The sequence below is a fragment of the Candidatus Brocadiia bacterium genome, from assembly GCA_041658285.1.
Classification (GTDB): Bacteria; Planctomycetota; MHYJ01; order JACQXL01; family JACQXL01; genus JBBAAP01.
The window spans coordinates 1-21,936 of record JBBAAP010000003.1; the positions used below are offsets into that span (position 1 = coordinate 1).

Here is a 21,936-nt window from a genome sequence, read left to right on the forward strand (position 1 = left end):
AAGGCAAGGTGTTAAAAACGAAACGTTAAATCGTAGAAAGAAAGTAAATAGTAGAAGATTTTCAGGAGTCGGAAATGCAACTTAGTTTTAACCCCTTAAAACTATCACTTGCGCTGAAGACGTACACTTTTGGCACGCCGCATTCCGGGCAGAGCCAATCGTCGGGCAGTTTTTCAAAGGGAGTGCCGGGCGGGATGCCGTTGCCCGGGTCGCCTTTGGCCGGGTCATAAATGTAAGGACAGGCCAAACATTGCCATTTATCCATCTTTTACTCCTTTCAGAATAAAAATTCTGCCGAATGTGGACCTGTTCCAGATTGTATAAGTGGCGCTAATTGTCCGACTCGGTTTGGTACTTCCAGTCGATTATTCCGCCGAAGTCATAGACATTTTTATAGCCTAATTCTATCAGCTTCTGGCTGGCGGCTTCACTGCGGTTGCCGCTGCGGCAATAGACGAAAATCTTGGCTTCTTTATCCGGCAGTTTCGCCGGCGCTAATTCCGCAATCCTGTCAACGGGCAGCAGAATGCTTCCGGGGATATGCTTGTCCTTGTATTCGGCCTCGGTCCTGACATCCACCAGGATAATACGATTATCCGCGTCGAGCTGTTTCTTGGCTTCGTCCGCCGATATTTTGTGGTATTGGGCTTTTGGCCCGCCGGCCTGCGAGGCGGGCTCGGTTTTGTCATTGCAGCCGAATAAATTAGCAACGGCTAACAGGGAAATCAAAAACAGCTTGGCTTTCATAGCGATTCTCCTTTAGTGTCTGCTGAATATGAATAAATAATCATAACACTCAGATCAACGATATCTGCCGGTTTTTATTTGCCGAATGTGGGTCTGTCCCCAAGCCAATCACCAATTATCCTTTCCGGCGGCAGTTCCTGAAATACCAGGTGCCCACGTCCGGCTCGACGGTCTGTTTGACCTTGTCCTGGTATATCCGGTGCACCATAGTCCGGTCGAACTCGCGTTCTTCACCGAGCATAACCTTTTTTTCGTCGGCGCTGAAATAGTCCATGCAGGGCAGGAAGAAATGCTGGTCTTCTTTTTCGATATGCTTAGGATAGAAGTCAACCAGGAAGTCCAGGCATTTGAGTATCTGGGGCAGGGCTTTCAGTTCGCCGGCGCTGTATTTTTGGTTGGCCTGGACCAGTTCCTGGACCTTGGCCCGGGCCTGGTGATGTTCGTTTATCAGCTCGTCCATAATGCGTTTATGCTTGAGCGGCAGTTTTTTCCGGGCCAACTGGTGAAAAAGGATGCCCTCTTCCTTGCCGTGATGGCACAGATCGGCATAGTTGCGGATGAAATCGATGGCCCGGTATATAAAAACCGGGTTGGCCATATCGGCCTGCCGGAACAGGTTGGTTTGTTTTTCGATGACTGCTATCATCTGCTCAATCAGCCGGTGTTCTATCATCAGCGGCGCTACGGGTAACATAAATCAACGTCCTTTCTCCGGCCGGGGCCGGTAAAACTTCCCGGGCAATATTACTTTTGGAATATCTCTTTAAAGAAACCCTTCATAGCTTCCCACGAGCGCCGGTCGGCCGTCTGGTCATAGGCCACGCCTTTGGACGAGTCATTGCCGTTGGCCGAATTGGTGAACCCGTGCACGGCGTTGCCGTAAATGACCATCTGCCAGTCGGTCCTGGCGCCGCGCATCTCGTTTTCAAAGGCGGTGATGGCCTCGGGCGTTACGGACCTGTCGTCGGCGCCGTGCAGGATGAGTATTTTGGCGTTAATCGTCCTGGTAACGGCCGGTTCCAGGTTATTGAGGCTGCCGTGGAAGCTGACGGCGCCCCTGATATCGGCGCCGCTCCGGGCCAGTTCCAGGGCCACGCCGCCGCCGAAGCAATAGCCCATAACGGCTATGTTTTCCTTATCAACCAGCGGATTCTTTTTGACCTCTTCCAGCGCGGCGGTTATCCGTTCGCGCATAAGTTTCGGGTCGGCCCGGTAAGTGCCGGCCAGTTTGGCGGATTCTTCCCTCGAGCCGGGCCTGACGCCTTTGCCGTAGATATCGGCGCCGAAGGCCAGGTAGCCCAGCCGGGCGATTTCTTCGGCACGCCTTTTGACGTAATCGCCCAGGCCGTCCCATTCGTGGACAATGATGACGGCCGGACGTTTCCCTAAAATACAATCGCCGTAAGCAATACAGCCTTCCAGGGGTATGCCGTTGCATTGGTAGTCCACGTTTTTCGATATTATCTTCTCCGGGATTTTGTCGCTGTATTTGGAAAGCAGGATGACCGATACCCCGGTCATTATGATTATCGCCGTTATGAAGATTATAAGGATTCCGTTTTTCATATTTTCACCCCCTTATTCCTGTAATTCCTGTAATTCGGGGGACACCATACCCGAATTCCCCTGTGTCACCGGATAACCTTTGCCGAAAAGGGTTTTAATTGCTTCTGAGGCATTTGTGGATGTATCTCAGCGACCAGCCAATTATGATAATGCCCAACGTAAAGCTGACGACCAGTCCGGCCGGGCTGTTGAACCAGGCCAATCTGTCCATCAGGAGCCATAGCCCGCGGAATGCCAGGACTGAGGCCAGCACCGAAATCAACTCAAAGGTTATTATCTTGCTCATAATTCCGTCTCCTTTACAACGCTACAATTAAATTTTCTTTTCCCATATGTTAAATCATCTGAATCCGCACATTCGGATAGTAATATTATCGCAAGGTACACGGGGCAGACCAGAGTCTACCGCCTCCTGTAGGGACACATTTTATTTTCTTTTACTCATAAGGGTTTCAATGCGTTTTTTCTAAGAATCACCTCATTCCGACCGGGGCCGGCATTGATTCATTTGCCCGGCGCCGGGCAGGAGAGTTTGCTCCCGATTTTTTCATAGTAGCGCTGGTGATATTCCTCGGCCGGGTAAAATTCGCCGGCCGGGATGATTTCGGTGACAATCGTCCGGCTGTATTTGCCGGATTTATCGAGTTTTTTTCTGGATGCCAGGGCGGCCCGATGCTGTTCGGGCGTATGGTAGAAAATTATGGAGCGGTACTGGCTGCCGATATCAGGCCCCTGGCGGTTGGGCGTGGTCGGGTCGTGGATGCTCCAGAAGAGCTCGAGCAGGCTCTCATAAGAAACCAGGCCGGGGATGAATTCCACCCGGACCGATTCGGCGTGCCCGGTCCGGTCGGAGCAGACTTCCTGGTAAGTGGGGTTTTTGGTGCGGCCGCCGGAATATCCGACCGTGGTACTGACCACGCCTGTTATTTCCCTGAAAGCGGCTTCAACGCCCCAGAAACAACCGGCCGCAAAGGCGGCCGTCTCGACCTTGCCCTGTTTGGGTTTGGCCATAGGGGCGAACTTGAGCGCGGCCGCATTGATGCAATATCGTTTGCCGGTGGGCGCCGGGCCGTCGTCAAAGACGTGCCCGAGATGGGCATCGCAACGGGCGCAGAGCACCTCGATCCGGTGCATACCCAGGCTGTGGTCGTGCTGTTCCCTAACGTTCAGTTCGGAGACCGGTTCCCAGAAGCTGGGCCAGCCGGTGCCCGATTCGAACTTGGCGCCGACCAGGAACAGGTCGGTGCCGCAGCAGACGCACCGGTAAACGCCGGTCTGGCCTTTGGGGGGCAGTTCGCATTTTCCGGCGAAGGGGGTTTCCGTTTCCTTGAGCCGGGTGATGCGGAACTGTTCGGGCGTCAGGACCTTTTCCCATTGCTCGGGCGTTTTGACGACCCGTTCCACCTCACGGACATCGCCCGTATCGCTGAAGAATATCTTTGTTTTCGCCATTTCGGCCTCCGTATTTTTGGGGTTTTCTTTTATGTCGCACCACCAGGTTATGGTAGCCAGCAATATGATAAGGGCTATGCTGCCGTATTTACGGGTTATTTCATTCATAACGGTTTATCTTTGTCCGGGTTATTTTCGGCCAGATGTTCCCGGAAGAATTCCCGGTCCCAATTCAACTGGGTGCCGGCGGCCTGGAGCGCTGAAAGAAGAAGCGCCTCGGTCACTTCCTGTTTGGTGGCTCCGGCGGCCAAGGCGTCCTTGATATGGTGTTCCGCGCAATAGTGGCATCTGAATACCGAGGCCACGGCCAGGCGGATGAGTTCTTTGGTTTTGGTGTCCAGGACCGTTTCCTGATTGGCCGTGTTGGAAAAATGCAGGTAGGCGGCGGCCAGCGGCGTTTGGTTAAAAAACCAGGGTGTTTTATTGGGCATTTGATGCTCCTTTCATTTTATTCCAGTTTCTGCGGCGGCGCGGGCGCCACGTTAACGCGGTCGCGTCCGGACTCCTTGGCCCGGTAAAGCGCCATATCGGCCGCCTTGATGATTTCCGCGGCCGTGATGCCGTGCATCGGGTAGGCGGCCACGCCCATAGAAATAGTCACGCCTTCGTTGCCCTGATGCGGCAGCTGCTTGAACGATTCCCGGAGGTATTCGGCGCGCTGGAGGGTCGATTCCAGCGAGGCGTCAGGCATTATCAGGATGAATTCCTCGCCGCCGTAGCGGCAGGCAATATCGCTTTCGCGGATGTTGTCCCGGAGGAACTTGCCGATGACCTGCATCAGGCCGTCGCCCCGGTCGTGCCCGAAATGGTCGTTGAAATCCTTGAACTTATCGATATCCATCATGATAATGCCGATGGACGAATCTTTGCGCTGGGCACGGAATAATTCGCGCTCCAGGGACTCTTCCATATAACGGCGGTTGAAAAGTCCGGTCAAATGGTCGCGTACGGACAGATCCCGCAGTTTTTCCCTCAGTTTCAGGTTGGCCAGGGCCGGCCCGATGTGCTCGGCGGCGCTGATGATAACGTATTTTTTTTGCCCCAGCCGGGTCTTTTTGTGCGGCTCCATATCGGCCTGGCTGAATTCAACGCTCAGCACGCCCAACACCTCGCCTTGCGATATGAGCGGCACGCAGAACAAGGCGCCGGATACTTTTTTGTGGTGCAGGCATCCGGTTTGGGTATCGGCCGTGTTTATGGTCATGTAAGCCCGGCCCAACCGGACGGCCCAACAGTCTTCGGGCGAAAAGACCGAGTCTTCGGCCGTATTTTTACCCCAAACTATTACCGGTTCGGCTAAATTACGCGAAGGATTGAAGATATACAGCCCGCCGGGGTTTTCCGGATACAGTTTGGGCAGGAATTCACCGACCACCTTGTAGGCCTCGTCGGTGGTCAACGATACCTGGAGCATTATATACATCTCGGTGAGCAGGTTTATTTCGAGGTTGTGCTGGCCCAAAACCTTCATCGAATTATTGAGTTTGTCATAGGCATCGCTAAGTTCCTTGTCGATCCGTTTGCGCCGGGTGATATCGTGCCCGAAGACGAAGAAACGCCCCTGATCCTTAAGATAGTTGATGGACAGTTCAATCGTGATAATAGGACCCGATTTGGAACGGTGATTGACTTCAAAACGGCCCGAGCCGTGTTCCATCACGGTCCGGATGCTGGCGACGATTTCCTGGGGCGATTGATACGCCTCCACATCGGCAATGCTCATTTTCAGGAGTTGGTCGCGGCTGTATTCGACCATGCGGCAATAGGCGTCATTGACATCCAGGAAACGCCCCTGCATATCGATAATCCAGAAACCGTCCAGGGCGGTGCGCAGGATGGTTTGGTATTCCTCGGTGGTTTTTTCCTTGAGGGTAATGAATTTCAGGAGTTGTTCGGTTCTTTTATGGTTAAATGCGTTGAGTATCCGCCCAATTGAAACGGCGATGATAATGGCGCAGGCGGCCCGGAAAACCTGGACCGGAATTCCGGTGGCCGATAGGAACGATTCCACGTTAATCCAGTCGGCCGGGAAGAAATGACCGGCCGGGACGACCAGCCCGCCCAAAACGCCGTAAATAAAAAATGCGATGCCGGCCCAGAGGAGAAAGCTTTTTACCTTAACGGACTCTAATTTGTATTTTTCGTATTCGTAATAGTAGACCAGCCCCAGGGCCGTAAGAAGATTCCCGGAAAAGCCCAAGATATACCTGGTCCAGATGCTGCCGGTCTCCCAAAAGTCATGGGACATAAGAGCGGCTATAATGATGAAAAGTCCGATAACCGGCATCAACCACCATTCAAGAAGTAAAGCAATCCTTTTTCGCCAGCCGTCAGAACCTAACCCGCTTAGGCGGAAAAGCTGCCGGCCGAACTCGAACAGGAAATAGAAAGACGGGATAAGAACGCCCAGGCGAACCAGGTCCAAGGCCGGATGCCGCCCCTTAACAATAGCCCACATATCCAGGAATTCATTCAGGCCGTGGGTTATTCCGAACAGCCCCAGCAGCCACAGGATACCGGTCAGCTTGAATCCGCTGGCCTTCCTGGGCTGGACCAGGATGACAATACCCATCAACATAAAGGCCAGCCCATAGACAAAGAAGACGATATCCAGATTTCCCTGAAACCATTGGCCGATCAAGCCGTAACCGTTCATATTAATTTCCATCTAATGATTCGATTTAATCATTAAAACCATCAAAACCGGAACTGCCGCGATTCCTTACATCACAGCTTGTTTATCTTCTTCAGGAAGGCACTGTCTGAAATCTTAACTTTATTGGCGGCGTTATTCTCGAGCAGCAATTTCAGTTTATCCTGGTCTGATTGTTTCATCGAAACGAATTTGACGCCCACGCCGTAAGCCATCAGTCCGGGCGCTTTCCTGACCCAGATTACCAGGCCCCGGGCATGAATTATCTCTTGATCCAATGAGGGAACAGATATATCCAGCGCCAGCTTTGCCCCCTCCTTAAATTCCTCCCTGGTGACAAACTGCACCCCCTGGGGTGAAATATCCAGGATGAGATGTCTTGCGGAGAGCTTGTCGAAGAGGCCGAGGAAATGGTATTTCTTATATTTAACCACGCCGTCCTTAACGCGATAACGTTCATAATTCCGATGTTCCGTACTATTAGCAAGCATTTTCGTCCTCCTTTAGATTAATATACCAATTACCGTGCCAGAATTATTTTTAATACGGTAATATTACCGGGCACCTTTGCAATCACTTAATATGTAAGCGATAAAGAAGGTACTGTAGTTAAATAATATTTTCCCTGGGGTCTTATCATAGCGGATATAAATGAGACACTCATAAGAAAGGGTATTTATATTATTATGCACTATATAAGGTTATGTAAATATGTGTTAATGATTATTTGCCTTGACTGTCTCATTTAGACAAATGAGACATTATATCCCTATTATATACTTGATGTTATATAAAAAATTAATATCTTATGGCGTATGCACTGTCTCATTTACCCATATATGTGAGACACTCTAATATTCCACCATATTTATTGCACCTGTCGTGTAATACAGTGTTTTACTGCATTGCTGGAACGACCGGTAATATTTACCGCCTTATTTAATCCTTCGGCACGCTATTTGCTTTATATTATGGCATGACTATGATTAAATGTCACCAGTATTTACAAAAAGCGCTAGACATCTACGGGCAACTTATCATCTTAGCTGATGAGGGCGAAACGGCCTGTAGCAACGATGAATGCCCGGGATGCCTGGTGCTTTATGGAATTATCCGCGACAGTGCTTATAAAATCAGAAACCAGGCCGAGGTCGAAATAAATAAACATAAACAACAAAGCAATAAATTTTAACGAAAGGAATATGCTATGGGAGAAAACAAAGTGCAATTGAGCGAGGATACTGTCGCCTATGTGGATAAGGAACGGCATAAACTGGTAATAGAGATCGATCTGCCCGAATCTGAGATTCAACCGGATAATTGCTTCGATACCCTGTATCAGTTTAAGCAACCGAATTAACCGGAATCCCGCGGTAACGGTTTCGGTGTGACGTTTGGCCGACCCGTGGGCGGCCTTGGAAGAATCATTATAAGGATAAACTAATATGAAAAGAATATTATGGGTGTTATTATGCACCGGGATAGGAATGATTGGCGCGTGCAACCGTAATGGCGAGGCCAGCAACCCTATTCCCGCGGCACCTGCCGAAAACCAGGTCACGGCGGCCGGCGTAACCATGCAATGGAGCGTGATCGAAAGTGACTTGTCCGTTAAACTCAGCGCCTCAACCGCCGGCTGGGTCGCGGTCGGTTTTAAGCCGAGCGTGGGCATGAAAGACGCTAATATCATCATCGGCTATGTCAGCAACGGCAATGTTTTTATTCGTGATGACTGCGGCAGCGGGATGATGACCCATGAAGCCGATGCCATTGATAATGTCACAGCCAAAAGCGGAACCGAAGCCAACGGCGTTACCGAAATCAACTTCAAGATGCCGCTTGATTCCGGCGACCCGCAGGACCAGGTGCTGGTGGTTGGCAATACTTATAATGTAATCCTGGCTCAGGGCGGGGCTGATAATTTTACTCTGCGCCATTCAGATAGGGCTTTGGTGTCCATTAAAATAAAATAATATGCTTAAAATAAACTGTTTAATAACCGGGGAATAATCTGCCCGACTCGGACAGCCCTCCCGCCAGAATGATTCTGGCGGGCTGGGATCCGGCGGCGCTGAAAGGAGACCTTTATGGCAAGGATAAACCAGGAAACCAACCGAAACAACTCGATGCGGACGTTGAGTCATCAGGAGCTGGCTGAACAAATCAGGCAGCGCGCCTATGAACTCTACCAGAAAAAAGGACAGAAAAACGGTAATGATATGACCGACTGGCTCGAGGCGGAAAGGGAAATCAAACTGAAAAACGGGTACAAACTAAAATAACGCCGGAAGCCGGCTCGGTCTGTTATAAACAAAGAATCAAGGGGTGCGGTTACTCAATGTGTTGAACGACAAAAGAAGGAGGGGAATATGAAATTAAAAACCAAAGAAGCGACCGATAAAGTCAAACCGCACCGGATCACAGACTCCGAGGTCGGCCTGGATGCCATTTGTCCGGTCACCAAAGACGCCGTGCATGTAACCAGAGATACGCCGGCGCTGGAATATAAAGGAGAGGTTTATTATTTTTGCTGTAATGATTGTCCGCCGAAGTTCAGGAAGAACCCGGAAAAATATGCCGGCCGATAAAATAATCCCGGCCACGACGGCGTTCACTGAATTCGGCGGCTTTATAATAAAGAGAGGTGCTGCCTGAAAATAAATATTATTTTTAACAGTTTCTACGGCCACATTTACCGGATGGCCGAAGCGGTGGCCGCCGGCGCCCGTGAAGTAGCCGGCGCCGAGGTCAATCTCTACCAGGTCCCGGAAACACTGCCTGACGATATCCTGGCTAATATGGGTGCGCTGGAGGCCAAGAAACAATTCGCCCATATCCCGGTAGCAGCGGTAGATAACCTGGCCGAGGCCGATGCGATAATCTTCGGCACACCCACCCGGTTCGGCATGATGTCCGCCCAGATGCGGGCCTTCCTGGATTCCACCGGCGGACTTTGGGCCAAGGGCGCGCTCATCGGCAAGATCGGCAGTGTCTTTGTCTCGTCGGCTACCCAGCACGGCGGGCAGGAATCGACCATACTCAATTTCCATACGACCCTGCTTCATCACGGAATGGTTATCGTGGGCGTGCCTTATTCCGAAAAGCGCCAGATGACCTTGGCCGAAATCTCCGGCGGGTCGCCTTACGGCGCCTCGACCATCGCCGGGCCGGACGGCTCCCGGATGCCCAGCGACAACGAACTGGCCATCGCCAAATTCCAGGGCAAGTATGTGGCTACTATCACGTCCGAAATGAAGGTTAGTTGTAGAATGTAACATATGGAATTAAATGAACTGTTTTACAAGGCGCTTCCGGGTAGCCTGTCTGAAGAAACCTACTTTGCTGGCTGCGCCAGGAAAATCAGACCCGACGATATGTTGAAAGAACATATTAGCGGTATTATTGTTATTTTTTATGCATTCACCTACTGAAATATTGAAACGGCTTAAGGGGTATTCGGATCCGCAATACATTTATTATACCCCGGCGGCGGCGTGCCTGAGGGCGGTTCATCAGGAGACATACCAGACGCACGTAATCAAGGTCTTTGCCTGGGATACCATAGAAGACAAAAAGGCCGAACTGGAAGCCGCCAAAAGATTGCCGCAAATCCAACATCCTAACCTAATGAAAGTATTAAGCATCAAAGAAGACCATGAACTGGGAATATATTATATTATGGAGGACTGGGGCGAGAGCCTGACGGAAATCACTAAAAGGGTTCCGCCGCACCCGTACTGGACAATCAGTAAAATCAAAGATATTTCACACGGGCTGGCGGAACTTCACCGCAATAAGATTGTTCATTTTGACATCAAGCCGGACAATATCTTTATCAAGGATAATAACGTTAAATTAGGCGATTATGGCTTAGCCGGAACCGTTCGTTTGAATACAGTATCCTCTCCTTTAGGGGCGTCTCTTTATATGGCGCCGGAAATATTTTCCGGGAACGATATCAAGCGTGATTACAGGCATGATATTTATTCTATGGGGGCGGTATTATATACATTATTAACCCAAACCCGGCCGCCCTTGACGGCAAACAATCTAAAACCGCCGAAAGATTTACCGATTGCCGATGACCTTTGGCAGGTAGTCTGCCGGGCATTGGATTCCAACCCCGATAAAAGATACCAAACCGCCGAAGAATTTCTTGGAGCCCTTGAGAACATCAAAACAGACCGGGTTACCTGCCTTATCAACTCGGAAAAACTGGTACAGATAAGCGCCATTTCACCTGCTGAAATAATTCCGCCGAAAAGTGAGCCGGCAAAAGTAAAACCAACGGCCACACCCAAACAATCCGAGCCCGAAAAGTCAAAACAGTACAATGACGAGTTGGAAAAAATGCATCTGTCGCTGGACAACGCTGAGAAAACCCTCGGTAAAAATCACCAGAAGCTGGTGCCCCATTTAAATTCAATGGCTTCTTTATATTTACGTAAGGGCGACCTGGCCACAGCCGAAAACCTCTTTAATCGGGCACTTCAAATAATGAGAACTACCTACGGAAAAGATTCCTACATGCTGGTTGAGATTCTAAATGAAATTGCCATTATCTACGAAGCCGGCATAGGCGAGTTTATTAAAGCCGAAGCACTCTATAAGGAAGCGCTATCGCTTACGGAAAAGCATTTTAAACCAAAAAGCGTCCAGGCATCCAATCAACGAAGTTATCTGGGTGGACTCTATTATTCCAAAAAAGATTATGCCCAGGCCATTTCATATTACCAAGATGCTTTAAAGATAAGAAAGGATGTTCTAGGCGATAACGATATAGCGCTTGGGCCGATTATGAAATATATAGTTGATATTTACTTGGAAATGCATAAATATGACGAAGCTGAAGCAACCTGCAAACAAGCGTTAAATATTATTGAGAAAAACAAATTAGGCGAGAAGCATCCGCAATACCTGATACTCCTGCGTGTATTAATCGAGATATATAAAAAGTGCAGCAAGCCGAATCAGGCAAAGTCAACTGAGATAGAACTCAATCGAATACTGGGCACAAAAAGCGCCTGATATTCATTGTTGCCGGCCTGAACCCCGTTGCGATTCCAGGGTAAACACGTGGCCGAGATAACAAAACGGCTGTCCGGAAAATAGTTTACTTGACACTATTATAAAATTATAGTATATATTCAATATCTTATGACGAAATGGCAATGTGTTACTTGCGGCTATGTTTATGACCCCGAGCAGGGCGACCCGGACCACAACATCGGGCCGGGTACGCCGTTCGAAGCATTGCCCAATGACTGGGTCTGCCCGGTGTGCGGCTCGGCTAAGGACCAGTTCCAGAAAATGTAGAGCCACAGATTACACAGATAAACTCGGATAATTTATTTTTATAGTAAAAGATTAATACGAAGAAATTGCTGTAAGCGGATTGAACAGATTTAACTGATTGTTTTATCTGCTATATCCGCTAAATCAGCTTACAATGGAGGTACCCAAATATGAAGAAGTGGTTTTGCGGGACCTGCGGCTATGTCTGGGACGGCGAGAATCCGCCCGACAAGTGCCCCAAATGCGGCGCCACCAAGGATAAGTTCAACCTCATCCCGGATGATAAGGCCCAGCTTATAGACAAGTCGCGCCTGACCAATGACCTGCATATGAAACTGGAAGCAATGATGAGCAAGGTCATCAAGCTGGCCGATAAGGGCATCGCTGATAACCTCGACCCGGCCTGTGTCCTGATTTTCAACCAGCTCAAGACCGATGCCGCATTTGCCAAGCAGAAAATCAAGGCCGAAATCCAAACCCATATCAGCAAGGGGAAATGGGGTTAAGCCGATAATTAGCCAAAGAGTACACAGAGAGCTCTTTGTGGTGAAAATGTGCGACCAAGAGAATTTGCTGTAAGCGGATTCAGCTGATATAGCTGATTATATTATTCGGCTTAATCCGTTAAATCAGCTTACCAAGAGAAAGTGAGCGTTTATGGCCAGAAAGACATCTCAGCAGATGTTGGATCTGCTGAACAAAGCGATTGCCCGGGAAATGCAGGTATCGATACAGTATATGTGGCAGCACGTGCTCTGGAGCGGCGTAAAGCATTTCGCCGTGAAGGATTCGCTTAAGGACATCGCGGTGGAGGAAATGAAGCACGCCGAATCCATCGCCGAGCGGCTGTTCTATCTGGGCGGTATGCCCACCACCAAGCCGGAACCTATCCTAGTCGGCAAGACACTCAAAGAAATGATTGCCCGCGACGTAAAGGACGAGGAAGGCGCCATCACCCTCTATAACCAGATTATCAAGCAGGCGTCCAAGGACGATGACGAGGTCACCAAGCAGCTCTTTCGGAATATCCTGAGCGACGAGGAAGACCATCACGATACATTCATCAGCCTGCTGGAGGAGATTTAACGTTAAATAGTACGCGGATTTTCGCAGAGAGCAAAGCCTTCTGTAAGGATAAGCGCTGATAGAAATATCCGAGAGTTCGTAACTTAAAGCGAGGTATGTATCCAGTTAAGCTCAGCTTATAACTGGATCTTCAGCCGGAGGCTGATCAGCCTTTGGCTGAAAGTGCCAGTAACTCGCTTTGCTCTAACTGGCACTAAGAGAAAGGCGGGTGATTACGATGAGTGGATGCGGTTGTGGATGCAATAAACCCAAGCCAAAAGCCAAGAAGGGCAAGAAGAAGTAACTTTCATGGCAGACTATTCCCTCAAAATCGGGGGCGAGGCAGGGCAGGGGCTTCAGAGTGTCGGGTATATCCTGGCCAAAACCTTCTGCTCTGCCGGCTATCATATTTTTACCGTCCAGGATTACGAATCGCGTATCCGGGGCGGACATTCGTCTTTCTATTTAAGATTCTCGGACCAACCAATCGGAGCGGCCACTAAAACCATTACCTTCCTCATCGCCATGGATGACCAGACCTTCCGGCTTTACCGCAATGACATCGCGCCCGGCGGTTTCGTCATCTGCAACAGCGACGCTATGAAGGAACCCGCAACCGGGCCGAACACCATCGCCCTGCCCATGGAGAATATGGCCGCGGAGGCCGGCGGCGAGAAGCTGTTCGCCAACTCGGTGGCTATGGGCGCCGTCATCGGCCTGGTCGGCTGTGATTTCGATATCCTGGCCAAGACCCTGTCCGGATTCTTCGGCGCCGGCAAGCACGCCGAAACGGTGGACAAGAACCTCAAGGCCGCCCGGGCCGGGTTCGACTTCGTCCGTAAATTACACTCGCAATGCCCTTATCCACTGGCAAGGAAAGCGGGTGCCGGCAAAAGCATCTTACCTACCGGCAACGAGGCTATCGCCCTGGGCGCTTTGGCGGCCGGATGCAAGTTCTACTCCGGCTACCCGATGACCCCGTCCACCGGCATCCTCAATTATATGGTCGAGGCTTCCGAGCGGATGGGCGTGGTGGTCGAGCAGGCCGAGGACGAGATAGCGGCCATCAACATGGCGCTGGGCGCGTCATACACCGGAGCCCGGGCCATGACGGCCACCTCCGGCGGCGGGTTCGCCCTGATGATCGAAGGCCTGAGCCTGGCGGCCATGACCGAAACGCCCATCGTTATCGGGCTGGCACAGCGGCCGGCCCCGGCTACCGGCCTGCCAACCCGGACCGAGCAGTCCGACCTGGAATACGCGCTCTACGCCGGACACGGCGAATTTCCCCGGGCCATATTCACTCCGGGCAATGCCCGGGAATGTTTCTACCTGACGGCCCGGGCATTCCAGATAGCTGACAAATACCAGATACCGGTATTCGTGCTGACCGACCAATACCTGGCCGATGCCTACCAGGATTTCGAGCCATTCAACATCGATGAGGTTGATACTACAAAATATATAATGACCGACGAAGAGCTGGCCAAGCTGAGCGAATACAAGCGTTACCAGATAACACCGTCGGGCATCTCGCCCCGGGCCCTGCCCGGCCAGTCCCGGCACCCGGTGGTGGTTGACAGCGACGAGCACACCGAGGACGGCCACCTGACCGAGGACCTCGACGTCCGGACCGATATGGTCGACAAGCGCCTGCGTAAATACGACCGGCTGAACAAAGAGGTCATCGCGCCATCGGTGGAGGTGAACGACAAAACCAAGAACCTGCTGGTCTGCTGGGGCTCGAACTACGGCGTATGCAAAGAGGCCGCCCAACTGCTCAATGATAAATACCGGACCGGCTTGATGCACTTCAAACAGGTCTGGCCGTTCCCCAAGGACGAATTCATCCGGCTGACCAAAGGGGTTGAGAAACTGATAGTCATAGAAAACAACGCCACCGGCCAGCTGGCCCGGCTGATACGCAACGAGACCGGCATGTCCAACATATATAATGTAAACAAGTACGACGGCCTGCCGTTTATGGTGGAAGAATTGCTTGAGCAGGTTAAGGCCAAACTAATCTAATACTTTGTGTCCTTAGTGTCCTTTGTGGTGAAATAATTATGAACGCTTTCGATAATAATAGCAAGCCAGCCTGGTGTCCGGGATGCGGCGATTTCGGCATCCTGAACGCCGTCAAGAAGGCGCTGGTTGACATGTCCAAAGCGCCGCACGAAGTGCTGTTGGTTTCCGGCATCGGCCAGGCGTCCAAACTGCCCCACTACCTTAACTGCAACTGTTTCGACGGCCTGCACGGCCGGCTGTTGCCGGTCGCCCAGGGATGCAAGATAGCCAACAAAGACCTGACCGTCATCGCCGTGGGCGGCGACGGCGACAACTACGGCGAGGGCGGCAACCACTTCATCCACGCCATCCGCCGCAACGTCGACATCACCCTGCTGGTGCACGACAACCAGATATACGGGCTGACCAAAGGCCAGGCATCGCCGACATCGGACGCCGGCATGGTCACCAAGGTGCAGAACTACGGCGTGCTGCTGTCGCCGTTCAACCCGCTGGCCGTGGCCATCGCGTTGGACTGCGGCTTCGTGGCCCGCGGATTCGCCGGCGACATCGAGCACCTGTCCGGGCTGATAAAAGAAGCCGCGGCCTATCCGGGTTTCGCCCTGGTGGACATACTCCAGCCCTGTGTTACATTTAACAAGACCAATACCTACAAATGGTACCGCGAACGGGTTTATAAGGTCAACCAGGAGCCCGGTTACGACCCGGCCGACCGGCTCAAGGCCTTTGACAAATCGCTCCAATGGGGCGATAAAATTCCCATCGGGCTGGTTTACCGCAAGGACAAAACGCCCTATCACCAGCGCGTGCCGGCATTGAAAGGCCCGGCCCTGGCCAAACAGCCGCACGACAAAATAAAAATCACCGAATTGATGGACGAATTCCTGGCCGGTTGATATTCATAAAGCATGCTGGAAACATTCACCTCGCTCAGTCCGATGTCCCAAGTGCTTATTGCCACGGCATTCACCTGGGGAATGACGGCCCTGGGCGCGTCGCTGGTATTCATAACCAAAAGCGTCAACCGCCAATTCATGAACGGCATGCTCGGATTCGCGGCCGGAGTGATGATAGCAGCCAGCATCTGGTCCCTGCTCGACCCGGCCATACAGATGTCCCGGTCCGGGCCTTTGCCGGCCTGGCTGCCGGCGGCCATCGGGTTCACCGTCGGCGTCCTGGCCATATCATCGATTGACCGGATACTGCCTCACCTGCATATCGGACTGCCCGAAGTCAAAGCCGAAGGCATCAAGACGCATTGGCGCCAGAGCGTCCTGCTGATGCTGGCCATAACCCTGCATAATTTTCCCGAAGGCCTGGCCATCGGCGTGGTCTTCGGCGGTATGGCCTCCGGCGCGCCGGCCGCGGCCCTGCCTTTGGCATTAATATTGACGCTCGGCCTGGGCATCCAGAACATACCCGAAGGCATGGCCATTTCTTTTCCGCTCCACCGCCAGGGCATGACGCGCGGGCGAAGCTTCTGGTACGGACAGCTCTCGGCGCTGACCGAACCGCTGGGCGGCGTCATCGGCGTGGTGGCCGTAACGATGGTCAACTCCCTCCTGCCCTACGCCTTCGGCTTCGCGGCCGGCGCCATGATGTTCGTGGTCGTGGAAGAACTCATCCCCGAATCACAGCAGGACGACCACCCCGACATCGCCACGCTCGGTACCATGGCCGGATTCCTGGTGATGATGATACTGGACGTGGCATTCACCTAAACACACCGAAATTAAACAGCTGGAAATAATGTTTGATAAAAGAAAATGATAAAATATCCCGTCCCGATTTTACATCGGGACGGGATTTAAGAGAACAAGGCCCTGAAGCTTGAGCAGGGTAACTTTGCGTCACCCCGAGATCTTTATGTGTTGCAGCAGCATTTTAAGAAATGATACTTCAGGGCCGTATTTATTCTTAATTTTCACAGATCTACAACAAATAAAACTGCTGGGAGTATAACAAACCCCTAAATTTATGCAAGAAATTCTTGATTACATTCCGGGCTATGCCTTAAGCTCGGAGGTGCAGTTCGGACAGCGCACAGCCTTGAGCGGAATGGCCGAATAACAATAGGCGCATTCTTTGGTGCTGGGCGCGGCCGGAGCCTTGACGTCGGCCTTTTTGAGCCGGTTGACCTGCCGGATGAGCATGAATATCACAAAGGCGACTATCACGAAATCTATGACGGTGTTGATGAACAATCCGTAATTGATGGTTACCAGCCCGGCGGCTTTGGCTTCAGCCAAAGTATTGACGGTCTTGCCGGCGGCATCGCCTGAAAGGACGGCAAAAAGGTTGGAGAAATCAACTTTGCCCAGAAGCAGGCCGATGGGCGGCATGAGCACATCGCTGACGATGGAGGTAATGATTTTTCCGAAGGCGGCCCCGATGATGATGCCGATGGCCATATCCAAAACGTTGCCCCGCATGGCAAACTCTTTAAACTCTTTTATCATAAATCCGCTCCTTCCTTAATTATAATCACTGTATTGTATTCTGTGCTGATACGGGGTCAAGGAAAAAGTACCTCCAGCTCGCGGAGTTTATCCTTGCAGGATGCTCTGCTGTCCCGCCTAGGCGGGGGGCGAACCGGCATTAGCCCAGTCCTGCGGACTGGATAAGTGGCAGTAACTCCCTTTGGTCGAACCGGCACTAGCCCCGATGATGCTTCGCTCATCGGGATAAGTGGCAGTAACTCCCTTTGGTCAAAAACCGGCACTAGCCCCGATGATGCTTCGCTCATCGGGATAAGTGGCAGTAACTCCCTTTGGTCAAAAACCGGCACTAGCCCCGATGATGCTTCGCTCATCGGGATAAGTGGCAGTAACTCCCTTTGGTCGAACTGCCACTAATAATCTTGACTTTTAGGGAATTTCCCGCTAAAATCATCTTGTAATTAAATATGGACTCAAACTAAAGGTGAACTTATGAAACAGGTTTATCTGGACAACCATTCGGGCACCCGGATGGACGAGCGGGTCTATAACGAGATGCTGCCGTTCCTGAAGGAGATTTACGGCAACGCCCAGAGCATGCATTCGTTGGGCTCGAAGACGCGCGAGGCGCTGGACGCCGCCCGGCACCTGACGGCCGAACTTATCAACGCCAAGGACGAGGAGATTTATTTCACCTCGTGCGGTTCGGAATCGAACAACCTGGCCGTCAAGGGCGCGGCCCAGGCTAATGCCGACAAGGGCAAACACATCGTCATATCCAATGTAGAACATTTTTCGGTTCTTAACGCGGCCAAACGGCTGGAGCAGTCCGGTTTCGAGGTGACGGCGGTAGCGGCGGACAAATACGGGCTGGTGTCGCCGGACGATGTCGGCAATGCTATCCGCAAGGATACAGTGCTGGTCTCGGTCCAGCAGGCCAACCCGGAAATCGGCACCATCCAGCCGATAGAGGAGATATCAAAAATCACCCGGAGCAAGGGGGTGCTTTTCCATACCGACGCGGTCTGTTCGGCCGGGACGATACCGGTGGACGTGAGCAAACTTGGCGTGGATATGCTGTCGCTGGCCGGGTCGCAGTTTCACGGGGCGCGCGGCGCGGCGGCGCTTTACATTAAGAAAGGCGTGCGGGTGACGCCCCAGATAGACGGCGGCATCCAGGAGAACGGGCGCCGGGCCGGCACCGAGAACATCCCGGCCATAGTCGGGCTGGGCAAGGCCTGCGCCATCGCCAGGGCCGAGATGGCCGACAACCTGGCCAGGGTGCTGGTTCTGCGTAACCGGCTGATGACCGAACTGCCCGGTAAGATAGAGTACGCCTATCTCAACGGACATCCGGAAAAGCGCATGCCCAATAACGTCAATTTTTCCATCGAGTTCATCGAGGGCGAGTCGATGCTGTTATTCCTGGACGGCCAGGGCATTTATGTTTCCAGCGGCTCGTCCTGTTCGTCCAAGGCGCTGAAGATGTCGCACGTGCTGGCGGCGCTGAAGCTGGACCCGGCTGTGGCCCAGGGCTCGGTGCTGATGACCCTGTCCAAATATAATTCGACCACGGACATCGATTATATCCTGAGTGAATTCCCGCCGATAGTCCAGAAACTGCGGGATATGTCGCCGCTCTACGCATATTTCAAGAAGACCGGTCAGCGCAAGGCGGCCGGGCCGGGCACCGATTTCGACCATGACCACGAAAGCTGTGAGACGTAGCCGGGAACCGTTTAACACGAATGCACGCGAATGAGCAGGATTTTATGAGCGATGCTGATAATCGGGAAAGGATGACCATCATCCTGTTTTCGGGCGAGCTGGACAAGGCCATCGCCGCGTTTACGCTGGCCACCACGGCCGCGGCCAGCGGCATGGAGGCGGTTATATTTTTTACCTTCTGGGGGCTGAACGTCCTCAAGCGGAATAAGTACGCCGTCACCCCGTCGCAGGGAATAATGCAGAAGATGTTCAACCTGATGAGCACGGCGGCGCTGCCGATAAGCAGGCTGAACATATTCGGGCTGGGCCCTTGGATGATGCGGCGGCTGATGAAGAAATCGCGGATGGCTTCGCTGGAAGAGCTGATGGCCGCGGCCCGGGAGTTGAAGGTCAAATACATCGCCTGCACCACCAGCTGCGGCGTGCTCGGGCTGGGCAAGGAACACCTCCGGCCCGAGGTGGACAAGTTTGCCGGCGCGTCGACCTACCTGGCCGAGGCGAGCAAATCCAAAATAAATCTGTTTATATGAAGTCTGACAAAACATTAGACTGCGTTGGCCTGTTCTGCCCGATGCCCATCGTAAAGACCAAACAGGAGATAGACGGGATGAAACCGGGCCAGACGCTGGAAGTCATAGCCGATGATCCTGGTTTTGAAAGCGACCTGCCTAACTGGTGCGATCTGGCCGGACACAAGTTCCTGGGCATGGAAAAGGACGACCGGCTGCTCAAGGGTTACGTGATTAAGAAATGACTAGACCCATTCCAGAAAATAGCTTAATTTACTTGAACAATTTAATGGATATAATATCTTCACTGGCTCGTTTATAGCAAATTTTCAATTAATAGAAGGAGGATTGATATGAGTTGTGGAAAATGCGACAAGAAGAAGGAAGCCGATGAACTGATCGATGCAACGACTATTTCGTCGGTAATGGACGAGAAGCGCAAGTTCGAGCCGCCCAAGTCGGTTTCGGATAAGGCCTTCATCAAGAGCATGGCTGAATACCAGAAGATGTACAAGGAATCCATCGAGGACGTGGATGGTTTCTGGAGCAAACAGGCTTCCGAGCTGCACTGGTTTAAGAAATGGACCAAGGTGCGCGACAGTAATTTTGCCAAGGCCGACATAAAGTGGTTCACCGGCGGCAAGCTGAACGTCTCTTACAACTGCCTGGACCGTCACATGGAAAGCGACACCAAGAATAAGGTCGCCATCATCTGGGAAACGGACGGCGGCGAGAGCCATAAACTGACCTACGAATATCTTTACAAGCAAGTCAACAAGTTCGCCAACGTGCTCAAGAAGCAGGGCGTGAAAAAGGGCGACCGCATCACCATCTATCTGCCGATGGTACCGGAACTGCCGGTGGCCATGCTGGCCTGCGCCAGGCTGGGCGCCATCCACAGCGTAGTGTTCGGCGGATTCAGCGCCGAAGCCCTGATTGACCGGATGAACGACTGCGCCTCGTCGCTGATGATCACCTCGGACATCGGCTTCCGCGGCGGCAAGCACATCCCCATGAAGGAAACCGCCGACAAGGCCCTGGAAAAATCACCGACCGTCAAGAAGGTGATAGTTTTCAAGCGGGACCACGGCAACGTCAACATGAAACCGGGCCGCGATGCCTGGTGGCATGACCTGATGAACGAAAAGGATATCGCCGATTATTGCAAGCCGGAAGAAATGGACGCGGAAGACCCTCTGTTCTTCCTGTATACCTCGGGCAGCACCGGCAAGCCCAAAGGCGTGGTGCATACCACCGGCGGATACCTGGTTTACACCTATCTGACCTTTAAGTACATATTCGATTGCCATAAGGAAGACATCTTCTGGTGCACGGCCGATATCGGCTGGGTAACCGGGCACAGCTACATCGTCTACGGACCGCTGTCCGCCGGCGTCACCGAAGTAATGTTCGAAGGCATCCCGACTTATCCCAAGCCGGACCGGTTCTGGGAAGTGGTCGAGAAGCACAATGTCACCACCTTCTACACCGCACCGACAGCCATCAGAGCGCTGGCCGGAGCCGGCGACGAATGGGCCAAGAAGCACGCCATGCCTTCTTTGAGGATTTTAGGCAGCGTGGGCGAACCGATTAACCCCGAAGCCTGGATGTGGTATTACAACAACGTCGGCAAAGGCCGCTGCCCGATTCTGGATACCTGGTGGCAGACCGAGACCGGCGGCATCCTGATTACTCCGCTGCCGGGCGCGATTCCGGTCAAGCCTGGTTCGGCTTCGATGCCGTTCTTCGGCGTGGTCCCGGAAGTGGTCAATACCGAGGGCAAGAAGGTCAAGCCCAACGAAGGCGGATACCTGGTCATCAAGCAGGACTGGCCGGGCATGATGAGAGGCGTCTACAAGGATCCCAAACGCTTCTTTGACACCTACTTCACCCGTTTCCCTGGCGTTTATTTCACCGGCGACGGCGCTCGTTTGGACGAGGAAGGTTTCTACTGGCTGATGGGCCGGGTGGATGACGTCATCAACGTCTCCGGACACCGTATCGGCACGGCCGAAGTGGAAAGCGCCCTGGTGGCGCATCCCAAGGTGGCTGAAGCAGCCGTGGTCGGCTATCCGCACGACATCAAGGGCCAGGGCATTTATGCCTATGTCACCCTCAAAGGCGGCATTGAAGGTTCTTTAGATATCAAGAAAGAACTATCCGTGCATATCAATAAAGTCATCGGGCCGATTGCCAAGCCGGATGTCATCCAGTTTGCACCGGGCCTGCCCAAGACCCGTAGCGGCAAGATAATGAGGCGTATTCTCAGGAAAGTGGCCGAAGGCGTAACCACCGACCTGGGCGATATCTCCACGCTGGCCGATCCGTCGGTAGTGGCCAACATTATCACCGGCTACAAGACCGAAATAGACTTAATGAAACAAGCTCGGAAATAAATACGAATCCAACCCTTAAAAGGGGCGGCTGAAAATGCCGCCCCTTTTTTATTGGACCG

At 52.3% G+C, this 21,936-nt stretch carries 27 protein-coding genes and 1 pseudogene; 18 read left to right on the forward strand and 10 right to left on the reverse strand.

Features of this window, described 5'->3' with window-relative positions:
* Window positions 1-127: 127 nt before the first annotated feature.
* The 9 genes and pseudogenes from WC980_03850 to WC980_03890 form a co-directional block, all read right to left on the reverse strand.
* Window positions 128-265, reverse strand: a pseudogene (locus WC980_03850) (rubredoxin).
* Between the two features lie 65 nt (window positions 266-330).
* Complete coding sequence (locus WC980_03855; GenBank protein MFA5794183.1) at window positions 331-747, reverse strand: rhodanese-like domain-containing protein; 417 nt, start codon at window positions 745-747, stop codon at window positions 331-333.
* Window positions 748-862: 115 nt separating this feature from the next.
* Entirely contained in the window at window positions 863-1,441 is a 579-nt protein-coding gene (locus WC980_03860) for a hemerythrin domain-containing protein (protein MFA5794184.1), read from the reverse strand.
* 50 nt (window positions 1,442-1,491) lie between these two features.
* On the reverse strand, window positions 1,492-2,313 hold the full coding sequence (locus WC980_03865; protein ID MFA5794185.1) for a dienelactone hydrolase family protein: 822 nt from the start codon (window positions 2,311-2,313) through the stop codon (window positions 1,492-1,494).
* 94 nt (window positions 2,314-2,407) lie between these two features.
* Complete coding sequence (locus WC980_03870; protein MFA5794186.1) at window positions 2,408-2,599, reverse strand: hypothetical protein; 192 nt, start codon at window positions 2,597-2,599, stop codon at window positions 2,408-2,410.
* Window positions 2,600-2,817: 218 nt separating this feature from the next.
* On the reverse strand, window positions 2,818-3,873 hold the full coding sequence (locus tag WC980_03875) for a bifunctional methionine sulfoxide reductase B/A protein (protein MFA5794187.1): 1,056 nt from the start codon (window positions 3,871-3,873) through the stop codon (window positions 2,818-2,820).
* Window positions 3,870-4,196 (reverse strand): carboxymuconolactone decarboxylase family protein, encoded by a 327-nt coding sequence (locus WC980_03880; protein MFA5794188.1) that lies wholly within the window; start codon window positions 4,194-4,196, stop codon window positions 3,870-3,872. The genes WC980_03875 and WC980_03880 overlap by 4 nt, the downstream gene beginning before the upstream one ends.
* 17 nt (window positions 4,197-4,213) lie before the next feature.
* Window positions 4,214-6,421, reverse strand: a complete 2,208-nt coding sequence (locus WC980_03885; protein MFA5794189.1) for a diguanylate cyclase — start codon at window positions 6,419-6,421, stop codon at window positions 4,214-4,216.
* A gap of 71 nt (window positions 6,422-6,492) precedes the next feature.
* A complete protein-coding gene (locus WC980_03890; GenBank protein MFA5794190.1) occupies window positions 6,493-6,909 on the reverse strand; it encodes a PilZ domain-containing protein in 417 nt (138 codons plus the stop codon).
* 491 nt (window positions 6,910-7,400) lie between these two features.
* On the opposite strand from WC980_03890, the gene WC980_03895 reads away from it, so the two are divergent.
* The 14 genes from WC980_03895 to WC980_03960 all read left to right on the forward strand — a co-directional run bounded on the left by WC980_03895 (window position 7,401) and on the right by WC980_03960 (window position 16,527).
* Complete coding sequence (locus WC980_03895; GenBank protein MFA5794191.1) at window positions 7,401-7,610, forward strand: hypothetical protein; 210 nt, start codon at window positions 7,401-7,403, stop codon at window positions 7,608-7,610.
* A gap of 15 nt (window positions 7,611-7,625) precedes the next feature.
* Complete coding sequence (locus WC980_03900; protein MFA5794192.1) at window positions 7,626-7,778, forward strand: hypothetical protein; 153 nt, start codon at window positions 7,626-7,628, stop codon at window positions 7,776-7,778.
* An 85-nt stretch (window positions 7,779-7,863) separates the two neighbouring features.
* A complete protein-coding gene (locus tag WC980_03905; GenBank protein MFA5794193.1) occupies window positions 7,864-8,391 on the forward strand; it encodes a DOMON domain-containing protein in 528 nt (175 codons plus the stop codon).
* A 114-nt stretch (window positions 8,392-8,505) separates the two neighbouring features.
* Window positions 8,506-8,700 (forward strand): DUF2934 domain-containing protein, encoded by a 195-nt coding sequence (locus tag WC980_03910; protein MFA5794194.1) that lies wholly within the window; start codon window positions 8,506-8,508, stop codon window positions 8,698-8,700.
* A gap of 87 nt (window positions 8,701-8,787) precedes the next feature.
* Window positions 8,788-9,006, forward strand: coding sequence for a YHS domain-containing protein (locus WC980_03915; GenBank protein MFA5794195.1), 219 nt, complete (start codon window positions 8,788-8,790; stop codon window positions 9,004-9,006).
* A 63-nt stretch (window positions 9,007-9,069) separates the two neighbouring features.
* Window positions 9,070-9,693: an NAD(P)H:quinone oxidoreductase type IV gene (wrbA, locus tag WC980_03920; protein MFA5794196.1), complete on the forward strand. Its 624-nt coding sequence runs from the start codon at window positions 9,070-9,072 to the stop codon at window positions 9,691-9,693.
* Window positions 9,694-9,696: 3 nt separating this feature from the next.
* On the forward strand, window positions 9,697-9,849 hold the full coding sequence (locus WC980_03925; GenBank protein MFA5794197.1) for a hypothetical protein: 153 nt from the start codon (window positions 9,697-9,699) through the stop codon (window positions 9,847-9,849).
* Window positions 9,833-11,446, forward strand: coding sequence for a serine/threonine-protein kinase (locus WC980_03930; protein MFA5794198.1), 1,614 nt, complete (start codon window positions 9,833-9,835; stop codon window positions 11,444-11,446). Before WC980_03925 ends, WC980_03930 begins: the two co-directional genes overlap by 17 nt.
* 129 nt (window positions 11,447-11,575) lie before the next feature.
* The gene (locus WC980_03935; protein ID MFA5794199.1) at window positions 11,576-11,734 is read left to right on the forward strand and encodes a rubredoxin; all 159 of its coding nucleotides are present in this window, start codon (window positions 11,576-11,578) and stop codon (window positions 11,732-11,734) included.
* A gap of 149 nt (window positions 11,735-11,883) precedes the next feature.
* Window positions 11,884-12,219 (forward strand): rubredoxin, encoded by a 336-nt coding sequence (locus tag WC980_03940; protein MFA5794200.1) that lies wholly within the window; start codon window positions 11,884-11,886, stop codon window positions 12,217-12,219.
* 151 nt (window positions 12,220-12,370) lie between these two features.
* Complete coding sequence (locus WC980_03945; protein ID MFA5794201.1) at window positions 12,371-12,799, forward strand: ferritin-like domain-containing protein; 429 nt, start codon at window positions 12,371-12,373, stop codon at window positions 12,797-12,799.
* 288 nt (window positions 12,800-13,087) lie between these two features.
* A complete protein-coding gene (locus tag WC980_03950) occupies window positions 13,088-14,806 on the forward strand; it encodes a 2-oxoacid:acceptor oxidoreductase subunit alpha (GenBank protein MFA5794202.1) in 1,719 nt (572 codons plus the stop codon).
* A gap of 38 nt (window positions 14,807-14,844) precedes the next feature.
* Window positions 14,845-15,702 (forward strand): 2-oxoacid:ferredoxin oxidoreductase subunit beta, encoded by an 858-nt coding sequence (locus tag WC980_03955; GenBank protein MFA5794203.1) that lies wholly within the window; start codon window positions 14,845-14,847, stop codon window positions 15,700-15,702.
* Window positions 15,703-15,714: 12 nt separating this feature from the next.
* The gene (locus WC980_03960; protein MFA5794204.1) at window positions 15,715-16,527 is read left to right on the forward strand and encodes a ZIP family metal transporter; all 813 of its coding nucleotides are present in this window, start codon (window positions 15,715-15,717) and stop codon (window positions 16,525-16,527) included.
* A gap of 285 nt (window positions 16,528-16,812) precedes the next feature.
* Here WC980_03960 and mscL read toward each other — a convergent pair whose 3' ends face one another.
* Entirely contained in the window at window positions 16,813-17,265 is a 453-nt protein-coding gene (mscL, locus tag WC980_03965; GenBank protein MFA5794205.1) for a large conductance mechanosensitive channel protein MscL, read from the reverse strand.
* A gap of 471 nt (window positions 17,266-17,736) precedes the next feature.
* Here mscL and WC980_03970 point away from each other — a divergent pair, with 471 nt between their 5' ends.
* The 4 genes from WC980_03970 to acs all read left to right on the forward strand — a co-directional run bounded on the left by WC980_03970 (window position 17,737) and on the right by acs (window position 21,877).
* On the forward strand, window positions 17,737-18,972 hold the full coding sequence (locus WC980_03970) for a cysteine desulfurase family protein (GenBank protein MFA5794206.1): 1,236 nt from the start codon (window positions 17,737-17,739) through the stop codon (window positions 18,970-18,972).
* A 44-nt stretch (window positions 18,973-19,016) separates the two neighbouring features.
* A complete protein-coding gene (locus tag WC980_03975) occupies window positions 19,017-19,502 on the forward strand; it encodes a DsrE/DsrF/DrsH-like family protein (GenBank protein MFA5794207.1) in 486 nt (161 codons plus the stop codon).
* Window positions 19,499-19,726: a sulfurtransferase TusA family protein gene (locus tag WC980_03980; GenBank protein MFA5794208.1), complete on the forward strand. Its 228-nt coding sequence runs from the start codon at window positions 19,499-19,501 to the stop codon at window positions 19,724-19,726. Before WC980_03975 ends, WC980_03980 begins: the two co-directional genes overlap by 4 nt.
* 180 nt (window positions 19,727-19,906) lie before the next feature.
* A complete protein-coding gene (acs, locus tag WC980_03985) occupies window positions 19,907-21,877 on the forward strand; it encodes an acetate--CoA ligase (GenBank protein ID MFA5794209.1) in 1,971 nt (656 codons plus the stop codon).
* Window positions 21,878-21,936: the final 59 nt, after the last annotated feature.